The organism is Mucilaginibacter conchicola, assembly GCF_003432115.1.
In the GTDB taxonomy this organism is placed as follows: domain Bacteria; phylum Bacteroidota; class Bacteroidia; order Sphingobacteriales; family Sphingobacteriaceae; genus Mucilaginibacter; species Mucilaginibacter conchicola.
Genome location: NZ_QWDC01000001.1, coordinates 1,998,612 through 2,014,366, shown reverse-complemented (window position 1 = coordinate 2,014,366; position 15,755 = coordinate 1,998,612). Strand labels below are relative to the sequence as shown.

The 15,755-nt window shown below is 42.7% G+C and carries 17 protein-coding genes; all 17 read left to right on the top strand.

The features are described 5' to 3' along the window. Window positions 1–21: 21 nt before the first annotated feature. Window positions 22–1,494, top strand: coding sequence for an NrfD/PsrC family molybdoenzyme membrane anchor subunit (nrfD, locus tag D0C36_RS09110; protein WP_117391207.1), 1,473 nt, complete (start codon window positions 22–24; stop codon window positions 1,492–1,494). Window positions 1,495–1,496: 2 nt separating this feature from the next. After that, window positions 1,497–2,033: a DUF3341 domain-containing protein gene (locus D0C36_RS09105; protein WP_117391206.1), complete on the top strand. Its 537-nt coding sequence runs from the start codon at window positions 1,497–1,499 to the stop codon at window positions 2,031–2,033. Then, window positions 2,026–2,601: a c-type cytochrome gene (locus D0C36_RS09100; protein WP_317126765.1), complete on the top strand. Its 576-nt coding sequence runs from the start codon at window positions 2,026–2,028 to the stop codon at window positions 2,599–2,601. The genes D0C36_RS09105 and D0C36_RS09100 overlap by 8 nt, the downstream gene beginning before the upstream one ends. A 12-nt stretch (window positions 2,602–2,613) precedes the next feature. Further along, a complete protein-coding gene (locus D0C36_RS09095) occupies window positions 2,614–3,873 on the top strand; it encodes a quinol:cytochrome C oxidoreductase (RefSeq protein WP_117391204.1) in 1,260 nt (419 codons plus the stop codon). 50 nt (window positions 3,874–3,923) lie between these two features. Then, entirely contained in the window at window positions 3,924–5,123 is a 1,200-nt protein-coding gene (locus D0C36_RS09090) for a cytochrome c oxidase subunit II (RefSeq protein WP_117391203.1), read from the top strand. Window positions 5,124–5,141: 18 nt separating this feature from the next. After that, window positions 5,142–7,034 (top strand): cytochrome c oxidase subunit I, encoded by a 1,893-nt coding sequence (locus D0C36_RS09085; RefSeq protein WP_199501976.1) that lies wholly within the window; start codon window positions 5,142–5,144, stop codon window positions 7,032–7,034. A gap of 142 nt (window positions 7,035–7,176) precedes the next feature. After that, window positions 7,177–8,238 (top strand): COX15/CtaA family protein, encoded by a 1,062-nt coding sequence (locus tag D0C36_RS09080; protein ID WP_117391201.1) that lies wholly within the window; start codon window positions 7,177–7,179, stop codon window positions 8,236–8,238. Continuing rightward, window positions 8,235–9,134 carry a heme o synthase gene (gene cyoE, locus D0C36_RS09075; protein ID WP_117391200.1) on the top strand — a complete coding sequence of 300 codons (900 nt, stop codon included), beginning with the start codon at window positions 8,235–8,237 and terminating at the stop codon, window positions 9,132–9,134. Before D0C36_RS09080 ends, cyoE begins: the two co-directional genes overlap by 4 nt. Beyond that, complete coding sequence (locus tag D0C36_RS09070) at window positions 9,131–9,712, top strand: cytochrome c oxidase subunit 3 (protein WP_317126764.1); 582 nt, start codon at window positions 9,131–9,133, stop codon at window positions 9,710–9,712. Before cyoE ends, D0C36_RS09070 begins: the two co-directional genes overlap by 4 nt. Before the next feature lie 7 nt (window positions 9,713–9,719). Next, window positions 9,720–10,430: a cytochrome c oxidase subunit 3 gene (locus D0C36_RS09065; protein WP_117391199.1), complete on the top strand. Its 711-nt coding sequence runs from the start codon at window positions 9,720–9,722 to the stop codon at window positions 10,428–10,430. Window positions 10,431–10,449: 19 nt separating this feature from the next. After that, the gene (locus D0C36_RS09060) at window positions 10,450–10,797 is read left to right on the top strand and encodes a cytochrome C oxidase subunit IV family protein (protein WP_117391198.1); all 348 of its coding nucleotides are present in this window, start codon (window positions 10,450–10,452) and stop codon (window positions 10,795–10,797) included. Continuing rightward, window positions 10,797–11,498 (top strand): SCO family protein, encoded by a 702-nt coding sequence (locus D0C36_RS09055; protein ID WP_117391197.1) that lies wholly within the window; start codon window positions 10,797–10,799, stop codon window positions 11,496–11,498. Before D0C36_RS09060 ends, D0C36_RS09055 begins: the two co-directional genes overlap by 1 nt. Window positions 11,499–11,596: 98 nt before the next feature. Further along, window positions 11,597–12,172 (top strand): DUF420 domain-containing protein, encoded by a 576-nt coding sequence (locus D0C36_RS09050; RefSeq protein WP_117391196.1) that lies wholly within the window; start codon window positions 11,597–11,599, stop codon window positions 12,170–12,172. A gap of 10 nt (window positions 12,173–12,182) precedes the next feature. Continuing rightward, on the top strand, window positions 12,183–12,464 hold the full coding sequence (locus D0C36_RS09045) for a hypothetical protein (protein ID WP_117391195.1): 282 nt from the start codon (window positions 12,183–12,185) through the stop codon (window positions 12,462–12,464). A gap of 26 nt (window positions 12,465–12,490) precedes the next feature. Then, window positions 12,491–13,156 carry a DUF2461 domain-containing protein gene (locus D0C36_RS09040; RefSeq protein ID WP_117391194.1) on the top strand — a complete coding sequence of 222 codons (666 nt, stop codon included), beginning with the start codon at window positions 12,491–12,493 and terminating at the stop codon, window positions 13,154–13,156. Window positions 13,157–13,180: 24 nt separating this feature from the next. After that, on the top strand, window positions 13,181–13,990 hold the full coding sequence (locus tag D0C36_RS09035) for an OmpA family protein (RefSeq protein WP_117391193.1): 810 nt from the start codon (window positions 13,181–13,183) through the stop codon (window positions 13,988–13,990). Between the two features lie 98 nt (window positions 13,991–14,088). Then, window positions 14,089–15,753, top strand: coding sequence for a UxaA family hydrolase (locus D0C36_RS09030; RefSeq protein WP_117391192.1), 1,665 nt, complete (start codon window positions 14,089–14,091; stop codon window positions 15,751–15,753). The last annotated feature ends 2 nt before the right edge of the window (window positions 15,754–15,755 follow it).

The following is a 15,755-nucleotide window of genomic DNA, read 5'->3' as shown; positions in this document are numbered from 1 at the left end:
CAACGAGATATATAACAAAATATGGCTCATCATCATGAATCGATAATCAGGGAACCGTTAATGACAGGCAAGGACATGACCTATGCCCGCATCACTAACGAAATTTTGTTACCTGTAGAAAATAAACCAAACAAGGCCTGGTGGATCGGCTTCATCGTATCTGCATTAGGCGCTATGTTATGGGTAGTATCCATCAGCTTAACCTTTTGGTATGGTTTGGGCGAGTGGGGTTTAAATAAAACTGTAGGCTGGGCATGGGATATCACCGGTTTCGTATGGTGGGTAGGTATCGGTCACGCCGGTACGCTGATCTCTGCGGTACTCTTGGTATTTAGCCAAAACTGGCGTAACTCCATCAACCGCTCGGCAGAGGCAATGACCATCTTCGCGGTAATTTGTGCCGCTACATACATTGTAGCTCACATGGGCCGCCCTTGGTTAGCTTACTTCACATTACCACTGCCAAACCAGTACGGCTCACTTTGGGTAAACTGGAACTCGGCGCTGATGATGGACGTGTTTGCGATCTCAACTTACTTCTCTGTATCATTATTATTCTGGTACACTGGTTTGTTGCCAGATATCGCTTCTATCCGCGATCGCGCTAAAGGCTTACGCCGCCGTATCTACTCTATCCTTTCATTTGGATGGACAGGTTCATTAAAAACATGGCAGCGTTTCGAGACCGTGTCACTTATCCTGGCAGGTATCTCAACTCCACTGGTACTTTCGGTACACACCATCGTATCATTTGACTTTGCTACATCATTGGAACCGGGATGGCACACTACCATCTTCCCTCCATATTTCGTTGCGGGTGCTATCTTCTCAGGTTTCGCCATGGTGCAAACCCTGTTATTGGTAACCCGTAAAGTATTGGGTTTAGAGAACTACATCACCATGTTCCACATCGAATCAATGAATAAGATCATCTTATTAACAGGTTCAATTGTGGGTGTGGCTTACATCACCGAGTTCTTTATTGCTTGGTACTCTGGTGTAGAATACGAACAATACGCTTTCATTAACCGTGCAACCGGGCCATACTGGTGGGCATACTGGAGCATGATGAGCTGTAACGTAATTTCTCCGCAGCTTTTCTGGTCAAGCAAACTGCGCAGAAACATTCCATTCTCATGGGCACTTTCAATTGTAGTGAACATCGGTATGTGGTTTGAGCGTTTCGTGATCATCGTAACCTCGTTACACCGCGACTACATCCCATCAAGCTGGGCTATGTTCTACCCAACCTGGGTTGATGTAGGCGTGTTCATCGGATCAATCGGTGTATTCTTCACCCTGTTCCTGTTGTTCATCCGTGTATTACCTTCAGTAGCTATTGCCGAGGTGAAACTATTGCTGAAAACAGCATCAGAGCAAGCTAAGATGAAACAAATTAAAGAGGGTCACTTAGAGCCGGCAGAAGTTCAGTACTACAAAGAGTCGTTAACCAAGTATGACAGCGTGGATATGGCTGACTACGAAAACGTATAAAAATGAGCAAGACTAAAATTATATTGGGCTGTTTTGATGATCCTGATGATATGATGCAGGGTATCACCAACTTACAAAAAAATAGCGTACCTATTTATGATATCTACACACCAATGCCAATACACGGTATTGAAGCTAAAATGGGTGTTAAAGATTCACGCTTAGGTTATGCAGCATTTTGCTTTGGTTGCCTTGGTCTGACTGTTATTACCAGCATAGTTTATTATACGTTGGTAGGCGACTGGCCTCAGAACATTGGTGGCAAACCAAGCTTTGCAATGCCGGATTTCATTCCATTTATGTTTGAGTGGACTATCTTGTTCACAGCATTTGGTATGACGTTGACCTTCTTTGCAGCAACGCACCTTTTTCCGGGCCGTGCACCACGAGTAATGGACCTGCGTGCAACTGACGACCGCTTTATTATTGCGGTTGATGCAAAAGGTAACATCCCGCATGATGATATAACTAATTTGTTAAAAGACGCAGGCGCTGTAGAAGTAAAGCATAACGAAAGGAAATATGTTAGCTATGAATAAAATTAAAATATTGGGCACAACGGCTTTCGTTATTGCTGCATCGATAGTAATTACATCATGCAAAGATAAGCGCAGCACCGGCTGGGAATATGCTCCCAATATGTACGAGCACAAAGCTTACGAGTACGACCAGGCAAACGATAACTTCAAGAATGGTCAAACCGCACAAACTCCGCCTGCAGGTACTATACCGGTAGGATTTAAAAAGTTTGATTACCCTAATAATGTTGGTGGTTACCAGCAGGCAAGTCTTGAGGTTAAAAACCCGTTGCCACTTACATCAAACAACATTGAAGAAGGTAAAAAGCTATTCACAACCTTTTGTTCGCCTTGCCACGGTGTTACAGGCCAGGGCGACGGTTTAGTGGTTAGCCACGGCTACCCGCCACCACCATCATACTCAAAAGGACAGTCATCACGCGGTGGTGCTATGAAAGATCTTACCGACGGTAAAATTTATCACACTATAACTTATGGTGTAAATGCAATGGGTTCATACGCATCTCAGGTTGCACCAGAAGAACGCTGGAAAATTGTGATGTATGTACACCATTTACAAACTTTATAAGATTATTAATTAATGAAGACTCATAATAATTTTGACGAACGCTTTGAATTTACCGGCAATGCCAAAACCATTAGCCTGGTAGGTATTGTACTTGGTGTCATAGGCATCGCGTTCGGTTTTATCTTAGGTGGCGACCACATCCAACGCGTTTACAGCAACTTGTTGCTGATGGGATACTTCTTTGTTTGTGTTTGTATTGCAGGTGTGTTCTTTAGCGCCTATAACTACGTTGCACAGGCAGGTTGGTCTGCGTCGTTGATTCGCATACCGCAGGCATTTGCCAAGGTATTACCTATAGCAAGTGTTATCCTTATCCTGATCATTACAGCTGGTTTATTACATACCCACACTGTAGAAGAACATGGTAAAAAAGAAGTTGTACCTTACTTGTACGCTCACTGGGCTGCACACGGTATCACTATTCCCGGTAGCGAAAACTTTGATGCTATCATCTACGGTAAAAAAGGATTCTTAAATATCCCGTTCTTTTACGCGGTATTGATAGTTCTTTTAGGTACTTACAGCTTCCTTGGTATTAAAATGGCTAAGTTTTCTGAAGCTGAAGATACTGAAGGTGGCATGGCTAATTACGATAAGATCTTTAAATACGCTTGTATTTTCTTAACCATCTTTGGTTTCACCTTCCCGATTTTCGCATTTGGTGTTATCATGTCATTAGAGGCACATTGGTTCTCAACTATGTTTGGTTGGTACAATTTAGCAGCTATGCACGTTAGCGGTTTAGCGGTAATCACCCTGGTGATCATCTACCTGCAAAAACGCGGTAACTTTAGCTGGTTAAATGAAAATCACCTGCATGATATGGGTAAACTGATCTTCGGTTTCTCTATTTTCTGGACTTATGTTTGGTTTGCACAATTCTTCCTTACCTGGTATGCCAACATGCCTGAGGAGTCTGTATATTTCTACAAACGTTGGGAGCCCGAGTACAAATGGTGGTTCTGGTTAAACATCGTTATCAACTTTGTTACACCGGTTTTAGCATTGATGTCTCGAGATGCAAAGCGTTTAAGAAATCGTTTAACCTGGGTTTGTATCATCCTTATTGCCGGCCACTGGTTAGATTATTACCTGATGATCATGCCTGGTACTGTAGGTGAGCACAGAGGCTTCTTTATTGAAGAGGTGTTTATATTTGCCGGATTTGCTGGTTTGTTCATCTATGCAGTATTGAGTAAAATTGCTAAGGCACCTTCATTGGTTCCTAAAAAGCACCCATTCTTGCAAGAGAGCTTACATCATCACAGATAATAATTGTTAAATTTGCAACCCGGATAAAGCAATTTCAAATAACCAATAAAATGGGATTCAAAAATCTATTCAATTCTAAAAAGATACTTTCGCTTTTAGCAGTGTTTATGCTTGCGGGCACCGACATGCTTTTTGCCCAGGGTACTGAAGCAGCAGGTGCGGCAGCAACTGATGCTCCTAAGGATAATGGCCTGGCTACTGCCGGTTACTATATCCTGATGTTCCTTGTGGTATGTTTCTTCATCGGCATTATTGGCAAGGTATTCCGCGTATACGATCTAACCCAGCAGATAAGAGGCAAGCAGCCTATGAACTGGAATAACGTAATGGGCACATTATTCCTTATATTCCTTATTGCCGGTTTATACGGAGTATACTGGTCATTCACTACACATGGTAGCATGATACTGCCTTCTGCCGCTTCTGAGCACGGTGGCGTATTGGATACCATGTTCTGGACGACCACTGGTATCACCATGCCGGTTTTCATTATCACACAGATATTACTGTTCACCTTTTTGTTCAAATATCGTTATAATGCAAAACGTCGTGGTCACTTCTTGCCGCACAATAATACCATTGAGAAAGTTTGGACAATTGCTCCGGCGATAGTATTAACAGTATTGGTTATTTTCGGTTTCTTCACCTGGCAATCAATCATGAACAGTGTTGACGCTAAAGGCCAACCTGCTTCAATCAATATTGACATAACCGGTCACCAGTTTGCCTGGGAACTTCGTTATACAGGTAAAGACGGTAAATTGGGTAAAACCAATTACAAATTGGTAAACGGTACCAACAAATTAGGTTTAGACTTTACCGATAAAGCATCTTTTGATGATTTACAGGCAGATACCATGGTTATCCCTGTAAATAAATCAGTAAGGTTAAATATCCACTCACAGGATGTTATCCATAGCGTTTACATCCCACATTTCCGTGTACAATTGAACGCGGTTCCGGGCATGCCAACTTACTTCAAATTCAAACCTATCCTTACTACTACGCAAATGCGCGCCAAGTTAGATAAGCCGGATTTTGAGTACGAAGTACTTTGCAACAAAATTTGCGGTGGTAGCCACTATAATATGAAAAAGATTGTACGTGTTGTTTCTGAGGCCGAGTACCAAGCCTGGTTAGCACAACAAAAACCATATCTGACAGACAAGCTTAAGCAAAAACTTCATTTTGCTGATGCGCCTGCAGATAGCACCAAAGTACAAGGAAACAGATTAGCGTTAAACAATTAATACATAAGATTAGCGAGTATGTCAACATTATCAGTTCACGATCACGGCGTAGCACATCACGAAGACGATCACGGACATCATCACCATAAAGAAACGTTCATATCTAAATATATATTTAGTATGGACCACAAGATGATCGCGAAGCAATTCCTGATTACAGGTATTACTATGGCGGTTATCGCAATGATACTTTCTATCCTTTTCAGGATACAATTAGCTTACCCTGATAAAGCTTTCCCTTTAATGGAAACTTTATTAGGCCGTTTTGCGCCACAAGGCCGTTTAGATTCAAACTTTTACCTGGCATTGGTTACTATTCACGGTACCATCATGGTATTCTTTGTATTAACAGCAGGTTTGAGCGGTACCTTCAGTAACTTGCTTATTCCATTGCAGGTTGGTGCACGCGATATGGCATCACCATTCATGAACATGCTTTCTTACTGGTTCTTCTTTTTAGCCAGTGTTATCATGCTTTCATCGTTCTTTATCCAAAAAGGCCCAGCCAGCGGTGGTTGGACAATTTACCCGCCACTATCAGCAATGCCTAAAGCTATGCCGGGTTCTGGTATGGGTATGACGCTTTGGTTAATCAGTATGGTATTCTTCATCGCATCATCATTGATGGGTGGTATCAACTATGTTAGTACTGTATTAAACATGCGTACAAAAGGTATGGACCTTTGGAAAATGCCTTTAACTATCTGGGCATTCTTCCTAACTGCTATATTAGGTATCTTATCATTCCCTGTATTAGTTGCAGGTGTTGTGTTATTGATATTTGACCGCAGTTTTGGTACCAGCTTCTATTTATCAGAAATAGTATTGAACGGTACGCAGGTTCAGCCTTTCGAGGGTGGTAGCCCAATCCTGTTCCAACACTTATTCTGGTTCTTAGGTCACCCAGAGGTATATATCGTTATTATGCCTGCGATGGGTATTTCATCAGAGATCATGTCTGTAAACTCTCGTAAACCGATCTTCGGTTACCACGCGATGGTTTACTCACTAATAGGTATCACGGTACTATCATTCATTGTATGGGGTCACCACATGTTTGTAACGGGTATGAATCCGTTCCTGGGCGGTGTGTTCATGATCACTACATTGATCATTGCGGTACCATCGGCAGTAAAAACCTTTAACTGGTTAGCTACATTGTGGAGAGGTAACATCCGTTTCACAGCAGGTATGTTGTTCGCTATCGGTATGGTATCGTTCTTCATCTCTGGTGGTATCACCGGTATCTTCTTAGGTAACGCAGCATTGGATATCAACCTTCACGATACTTACTTCGTGGTAGCTCACTTCCACCTTGTAATGGGTTCGGCAGCTATATTTGGTATGCTTGCGGGTGTTTACCACTGGTTCCCTAAAATGTTTGGTCGTATGATGAACGAGCGTTTAGGTTACCTGCACTTCTGGTTAACGTTTATCGGCGCTTACCTGGTATTCTTCCCAATGCACTTTATGGGCTTGGATGGTGTACCTCGCCGTTACTACGCGTTTACCGAGTTTGAGTCAATGAAACAATGGTTGTCAGTAAATATGTTTGTTACCTGGGCTGCTATTATGGCTGCTGTAGCACAAACTGCATTCCTGTTCAACTTCTTCTATTCAATATTCTTTGGTAAGAAAGCAACGCAGAACCCTTGGGAGGCTAACACCCTTGAGTGGACTGCACCGGTCGAGCACATCCATGGCAACTGGCCTGGTGATATCCCTGCGGTTTACCGTTGGCCTTATGACTACAGTAAGCCGGGTGCCGATGAGGATTTCATCCTGCAGACTGTGCCGCTTTCACAAACCATGAATTCTAACCTGCCACATGACTTTGAAGATAACCCTACCGGTTTAGAAGAGCATAACAAGTGGGTTAACACTCAAAAAAGCAACGAACAGGTTAAGTAATTATATACTGATCTGATTCTTTTAGGGTATCTGTTTAAGTCCTAAGTCTTAAGTGTTAAGTCCTGAGTTGTTAAACAGACTTTCGACTTTCAACTTTGAACTTTCGACTTCGATAGATACCCTAATTTTTTAGAATATATAAATGGGCATAAAAGCATCCGGGAATACTTTTGTTAAGATAAATCTTATAACCATCATCCTGCTTTTTGTATTGATACTTGCAGGAGGTGTTGTGCGCAGCACAGGCTCTGGTATGGGATGCCCGGATTGGCCTAAATGTTTTGGCCGTTACATACCGCCAACCAGCATATCAGAGTTGCCGGCAAATTATAAACAAACGTATGTAGATAAACGCATGGCAAAAAACCAGCGTTTTGCCAAAATGCTTGATGTGTTTGGTTATAGCCAGATGGCTATGCGTATCCGTAACGATAAATCTATACTGATACCGGAAGAGTTTAACACCGCCCGCACCTGGACAGAGTATGTTAACCGTTTGATAGGGGCAATATCAGGAGTGTTTCTGCTGTTAAGTGCTATTTACTCGTTCAAGTATCGTAAAACAAATAAACTGATCGTTTTCCTGAGCATATTTAATGTGTTTTTGGTAGGCTTTCAGGGATGGTTAGGATCTATTGTGGTATCAACAAACCTGGTAGCCTGGATTGTAACTGTACACATGCTTTTGGCACTGGCAATTTTGGCCATCACCATCAGCACCTATCACATGGCTAAAGTACAGGGGCGTTACAAAGTAACGGTGAAACCATTGGTTGCAGTGCTTACGCTGATAGTATTGGCACTAAGCATATTGCAGATAACCTTTGGTACCGAAGTACGCGAAAAGGTTGATGCAGTAGCCACTCATCTGGAAGGCAGTTACCGCGATAGCTGGGTTGCCAAAGCAGGTGATATATTTACCCAGCACAGAGATGTGGCGGTAATAGTTTTGATACTTAACCTGGTATTATACGCGCTGATACGCAAAAGCTTTAACAGGCATGCCATTCAGCAACAATTAATGAGCTTTACGTTTTTGATGATAATGCTGCAGATAGTTACCGGCATATTCCTTTCATACTTCGCGCTGCCGCCATTTGCGCAGGCATCGCATATTGTGCTGGCCAGCTTGATGTTTGGGGCGCAGTTTTATTTGTTGTTAAATTTATTCAGATCTGAAAGTGTACAGGGGGCAGGGCAATGAAAGGAAGTGATTTTTCAAAACTGATAAAAACGCGCTTAACCGTATTGGTTACGTTCTCTGCATCGATATCTTTTATCATAGCGGTAAAGCAGGCTAATAAGCAAGGTGTTGATACCTGGGGCCTGTTATACAGCACCACCATGTGGATTAACTGGATAAAACTGGTTGTGGGTGGTTTCCTTGTTACATCGGCGGCCAACTGTTTCAACGAGGTTATCGAAGTAAAATACGATAAACTGATGAAACGTACTATGGACAGGCCAATGCCTGCCGGCCGCATGACCACAGGCCAGGGCCTTGTATTGGGTATGGCAATGGGTATCATTGGTACATATTTGTTAGGTTCTTTGAATTTATTAACCGGTTTGCTTTCGGTATTCTCAATATTGCTTTACGCTTTTGCCTATACGCCGTTAAAACGTGTAAATGCAGTTGCAGTATTTGTGGGTGCTATACCGGGTGCTTTACCTGCGCTGATAGGTTACGTTGCCGGCCAGCCGCACGGCAGGATAGACGAGATAGCTATTATCTTGTTCCTGATACAGTTTGTGTGGCAGTTTGTGCATTTCTGGGCAATTGCCTGGGTTTTGGATGATGATTATAAACTGGCAGGTTTCCGCCTGTTGCCAACCGGCGAGCGCGATAAAACCAGTGCAGTTGTTACTTTTATATTTGCCGTAATATTAGTGCCAGTTAGTTTATTACCAACTATTTACGGTTACGCTGGTTACTACGTAGGCGGGGTATCGTTAATAATGAGCCTGCTGTTTTTATACCAGGCATTTGGTTTGCTGCGTACGCTGGAGATAAAAGCGGCGCGTACCTTAATGTTCGGTTCGTTTTACTGGCTGCCGGTAGTGCAGTTAATGTTTTTATTTGATTTTATAGGAAAATGATGGCCCAAATTCAGCAAGAAGATAAATTAAACCTGGCGCCCAAAAAATTCAACATGTGGATTTTCATATTCACATCGTTTATGTTTTTTGCGGCATTAACCAGTGGTTTTATTGTTTATGCAGGGGGCGGCAAACACGGTATTAACTTTAAAATGCCACAGGTGTTCTTATACAGCACCATTATTATAGCCGCCAGCAGTATTACAATGTTCATGGCATCGCGCGCAGCTAAGCGCGTGCAGATTGCACAGCAACGCCTTTTTCTGTCACTTACCATAGGTTTAGGGGTAGCTTTTTTTGCCATACAGGTTTATGCGTGGCTTATTCTTTTACCTTCTATGGGGATATATTTCAGTAACCCCAATGCATCACAGTCATTTGTATATGTATTTATATGGATGCACTTATTACACATTTTAGCAGGCTTATTACTCTTAATCAATACACTTATCCGCAGCTATAAAAATGTAGCTCCGGTTAAAAATTTGTTTAACATGCAGATGTCCTCAATATTTTGGCATTTTGTCGATATTATATGGATTTATCTGTATGTTTTTTTACTTTTGAACCAATATTAAAAACACAATGAGTGCACAAGTATCTTCTATTGATGAATTAAAAACAACGCCGTGGTCTGGTGGCAAATCGCCGTTCAACGTTGAGTATGGCAAAATGATGATGTGGTTCTTCCTTTTATCGGATGCATTCACATTCTCATCATTGCTTATCGCTTACGGCGCACTTCGTTTCAGCGCACACACTTGGCCAATGGCCGACCTAATATTCCAGTCTGTTCCGGGAATGATAGATCATGGGGCACCACTTGTATTTGTGGGTATCATGACCTTTATCCTTATCCTAAGCTCAGTAACTATGGTATTGGCTGTTGAGGCCGGGCACCGTAACGCTAAAAAAGAAGTTGTATGGTGGATGATCGCTACTGTTATTGGTGGTTTTATGTTCCTGGGTTGCCAGGCATTAGAGTGGAGCCACTTACACCACGAAGGTTTTTGGTGGGGCAGCATTCCGCATGAGTTAGGCGAATATTTTAAAAGTGAAAAGGATATATCTGCAGTTAGTACACAACAATTTGCTAACCTTTTCTTCACCATCACCGGTTTCCACGGTTTCCACGTATTTAGTGGTGTGGTTATCAATATCATCATTACTATTAACGTATTGGCCGGTACTTACGAGAAACGCGGTAGCTATTTAATGATTGAGAAAGTTGGCCTTTACTGGCACTTTGTTGATCTTGTTTGGGTATTCGTATTTACCTTCTTCTATTTAGTTTAATTTTTTATTACAAGATATTATGTCATCACAACATACAGAAGAACTTCATCACGACGAGCACCATGGTGAAGGCATGACCAGAGGCCGTATTTTGAAAGTAGCCGGAATTTTATCTGCAATTACTGCAGTAGAATTCTTTATAGCGCTTTACCTGGTTCCGCATGATATTATGCCATTACACATCGCTAACCCAATATACATTGTGTTAACTTTGTTTAAAGCGTTCTACATAGTAGCATTCTTTATGCACTTAAAATTTGAGCGTATTGGTTTAATGCTTGCCATTATAGTTCCTATTATATTCATCATCGGCCTAATTTTGGTGTTAACTAATGAAAGCCATTACTGGATAGACATAAGGGGATAATGCGCAAAGCTTCTTTTCCGAAAAAGATATTGATCCTGGTAGCCATATTAGCGCTACCGGGATTTTTATATTATTTACTTACCGCAAAGGGTAAGAACCGTTACAAACCGCTACCTTTTTTTGGCCCTAAGGAAGTGGCCAAAACTGGGCACAAGTTTCACGGTACTTATATCCCCGATACTATTTATCATAAGCTAAGCGACTTTAAATTAACCGACCAAAACGGTAAGGAAGTGTCTTTTAAAAACTTTGATAAAAAGATCTTCATCGCCAATTTCTTTTACACCGGCTGCCCAAGCGTTTGCACCACAGTGAATAAGAACGTTGCCGAACTGGTTTATGCCTATCGCAAAAACCCGATGGTTTATTTCCTTACCATTACGGTTGATCCCGATAAGGATAAGCCGGCAGTATTAAAACAGTACGCCAAGCAATTTGAGCTTACCAATAAGTGGCTTTTCCTATCTGGCGATACAACTACCACATACAACCTGGCCCGTAAAGGTTTCCTGGTTGATGCTTTAAAAGTGCCGGGCAAAGATGAATTTATTTATAGCGATAAGCTAATACTGATAGATGCCGAGAAACGCATCCGTGGATATTACTCTGGTACCACCAGCGGCGATATCACCAAACTGAATGACGAGATAAAAGTGCAGATAGCAGAGGAATTACGTAAGGTAGATAAAGCACTTTATTAGTAGAGCCAAGATATTAGAATCAAGAGGCAAGACACTGCTTTTATTAATTACTGAAGAATCTTGACTCTTGTATCTTGATTCTTGAATCTGAATAACAAATGACCGATAAATTCATATTTCGATTTGTAGCCGGTGTCACCATTTTTGTGATAGCCGTTGTTGTGGTGCTTAATCGCCATTTAATTCCCGGCCCCGCTACGCCGCCGGCATTTACTCCGTATTTGCCGTTGTTAAATGCCATATTGAACGGTACCTGTAGTGTATTGCTGTTGCTATCGTTATACTTTATCAAAAAGGGAAACATCGTGTTGCACAAACGCATCAACATCCTTACCTTTTGTTTATCGTCACTGTTCCTGGTATCATATATTCTGTTCCACTACCTCATGAGGCGCGATACACTTTTTGGCGATGTAGATGGTAACGGCGAGCTTTCTAAAGCAGAATTAGATGCAGTAGGCGGTGTTAGAACTATTTACAGGGCTATACTGCTACCGCATATTGTTTTAGCCGCCGGCGTATTGCCACTAATATTGTTAAGCTTTTACCGCGGTTTGCAAATGCAGGTAGAAAAACATAAGAAATTAGTGAGATGGACGTTTCCATTATGGTTATTCGTGACAATCTCTGGGGTTGTTGTATATTTGATGGTGAAACCATACTACCACTTTTAATCGGTGTGATATGAAAAAGAAATTGAAATTCTTATACCTGTTCTTAGCTTTCGGGCTAATGCTGGCAGCAAGCGCACCCGCAAAAGCACAATGTGCTATGTGTTCTGCTACTGTTGAAACCAGCTCTGAAAATGGCGACTCGCAGGCACGAGGTTTAAATAAAGGTATTATGTATTTACTTGCAGCGCCTTACCTGGTAATTGCGGTAGGCGGATACATCTGGTACAAAAAATACCGCCGCAAAAATGTTGACCTGAACAACATGCCAAACCAAAAACTCAATCTGAACTAAGGCCACGGTGCCAAACAGCTTTTGAAATGATACAAACCCAAACGCTGACTTTCCTGAAAGAATTGGTTGATAACAATGACCGTGATTGGTTTCAAGCCAACAAAGCGCGTTATGACGTTGCCCGCGAAAATGTTATCGCCTTTACTACCGAGATAATCAAGGGCCTGCACAACGTAGACCCTGCAGTTAACCCTGATCTTGACCCTAAGAAATGCGTAATGCGCATTTACCGCGATATCCGTTTCAGCAAAAATAAACTACCGTATAAAAATAACTTCGGTGTTAGTTTCCCTACACAGGGTAGTAAAAACGGCGGGGTTGAATATTATATGCATATCCAACCGGGCAGTAAATCTTTTATTGCCGGTGGTTATTGGATGCCCGAGGCCGAACACCTGAAAGCTATCCGCCAGGAGATAGATTACAATGCCGATGACCTGAAAAAGATCATCGACGATAAAGAGTTCGTTAAACTATTCGGCGAATACCGTAAACAGGAGCAACTAAAAACAACACCTAAAGGTTACGAAGCCGATAACGAGAACATTGATCTGATAAAGCTGAAAAGCTTTATTGCATGGCACCCGCTAACCGATAAGGAACTTACCTCAAAAGGCGCAGCCGAAGAGATATTGAGGGTGATAGCCAAGCTTTACCCAATGAACGTTTTTTTGCGTAATGCATTAGCCTGATCCATTTAAACTATTAAATCTACTATGAAATTCAGACACCTAATTCTTGCCTTCTTTTTACTTGCCGCAGCTCTACAATCATGTGTCATCATGTCGCCTAAAAAGCATAAAGCTTTACTGGCCGAGCGCGATTCATTAGCCGCGCGTACCACTACATTAGAAGACCAGGTTGCCAAATTAATGGCTGATACCTCGAAAATCCGCCAGGAACTGGCTCAGTTGAAAGCCAACTATGCATCCCTTAACAAAAATTTTGATGCAAGTTCATCAAAAGTAACCCAGCTATCATCAGACCTGCAAAAACGCGAAGCCCGTTTAAAAGAGGTTGAAGAAATTTTGCGCAAGCGCGATGAAGCAACTAATGCATTAAAAGAGAAATTGCAGAAAGCGCTGTTAGGCTTCCAGCAAAGTGGCTTAACTGTCGATATCCGCAACGGTAAAGTTTATGTATCACTTACTGATAAATTGCTTTTCCCATCTGGTAGTATCGTGATAGACGAAAAAGGTAAACAAGCCTTGAAACAATTAGCCGCGGTACTAAACAAAGAAGCCGACATCAACATTGCAGTGGAAGGCCATACTGATGACAAGAAGATCAAAAACCTTGGCCAGATAAAAGATAACTGGGACCTGAGCGTGTTGCGCGCCACATCGGTTACCCGCTATTTAACCGAAACCGAGAATGTTGACCCGCACAGGTTAACGGCTACAGGCAAAGGCGAGTTCCAACCTATTGACCCGGCACAAACGCCTGAGGCTTTATCTAAGAATCGCCGTATTGAGATAGTGCTCTCACCAAAACTGGATGAGCTATATAACCTCATCAGCAAATAATATTAAAAAGTCCCTCACACTCCGAGGGACTTTTTTTGTTTATAGCTTAGCTTTTTTATATTCGTAGATCTTATAAACCTGTAAAATTTACATTTATTATGCCTGCAAATAAGCACACGTATTTGCAAATACACCCGGCCGATAACGTGCTGGTAGCATTAACCGACCTTAATGCCGGGACTGTTATTGAATTTAACGGCGATATCTTTACGTTGACCACGCCTGTTGCCGCTAAACATAAATTCACCATTGCAGCAATGCAATCCGGCGAGGATGTGCACATGTACGGCGTTTTGGTAGGTCGCATGAGTAAACCTGCCCAAAAAGGCGAAGCCATTACCACAGAGAACCTGCAACATGCATCAGATGATTTTAAACTGAGTAGCCGCAAAACAAAGTGGCATGTGCCGGATGTGGCCGCAAGCTATCGTGACAAAACCTTTATGGGCTTTCATCGCGCTGATGGCTCTGTAGGGACGGGCAATTATTGGTTGGTAATACCGCTGGTATTTTGCGAGAACAGGAATATCAATGTGCTGAGAGATGCATTATCGGCCAAGCTGGGCTTTGCCAAACCGCGTGGTTACGAGACCGAGGTAGATAGCCTGGTGCAGATGTATAAAGAAGGAAAAACCACCCAAGAAATATTGCAGGCCGATCTGGAGCTATCGCCCGAAGCACAAGCAACCAGCAAACTTTTTGAAAATATTGATGGCATAAAATTCATCAACCATGACATGGGCTGCGGCGGTACACGCACGGATAGCGAGGCACTTTGCGGCTTATTGGCCGGATACATCACTCACCCCAATGTGGCCGGTGCAACGGTATTGAGCCTGGGTTGCCAGCACGCTCAAGGCTCTATCCTGCAGGATGAGATCAGGAAACGAGATGCCAACTTCAGCAAACCACTGGTAATGTTAGAACAACAAAAGCTGGGTACTGAAAGTAATTTATTGCACGAAGCTTTAAAGCAAACCTTTGCTGGATTGATAGAAGCCAACAAACAAACCCGACAGCCGGCCCCGCTATCAAAACTTTGTATAGGCTTGGAGTGTGGTGGCTCTGATGGCTTCTCGGGCATATCGGCTAACCCTACGTTGGGATATTTGTCAGATATATTGGTGAGCCTTGGCGGTAGCGTTATCCTTGCCGAGTTCCCCGAGCTTTGCGGCGTGGAGCAGGAAATGAGCGACCGCTGCGTTACCGAACAGGAAGCACAGCGCTTTATGCACCTGATGCGTACCTACAATGCCAAAGCCGAGGCAGATGGCTCGGGTTTTTACGCTAATCCCTCGCCGGGAAACATCCGCGATGGTTTGATCACTGATGCTATTAAATCTGCCGGAGCTGCTAAAAAGGGCGGCACATCGCCGGTAATGGCCGTGTTGGATTACCCCGAGAAAGTTACCCAACCTGGCCTCAACTTGTTATGCACTCCCGGCAGCGATGTGGAGAGTACCACAGCCGAAGTAGGGTCGGGTGCTAACGTGGTGTTGTTTACTACCGGATTGGGTACACCTACGGGTAACCCTGTTGCGCCGGTAATAAAAATAGCAACCAATACGGCAGTGTTTAACCGCATGCCTGATATATTGGACATTAACTGCGGAACCATCATTGAGGGCGAAGAGACCATTGAACAGGCTGCCACACGCATGCTTGATTATGTAATAGAAGTAGCCAGCGGGTTAAAACAACCCAAAGCAGTAAAATTAGGTCAGGACGATTTTATACCCTGGAAGAGGGGGGTATCATTATAATT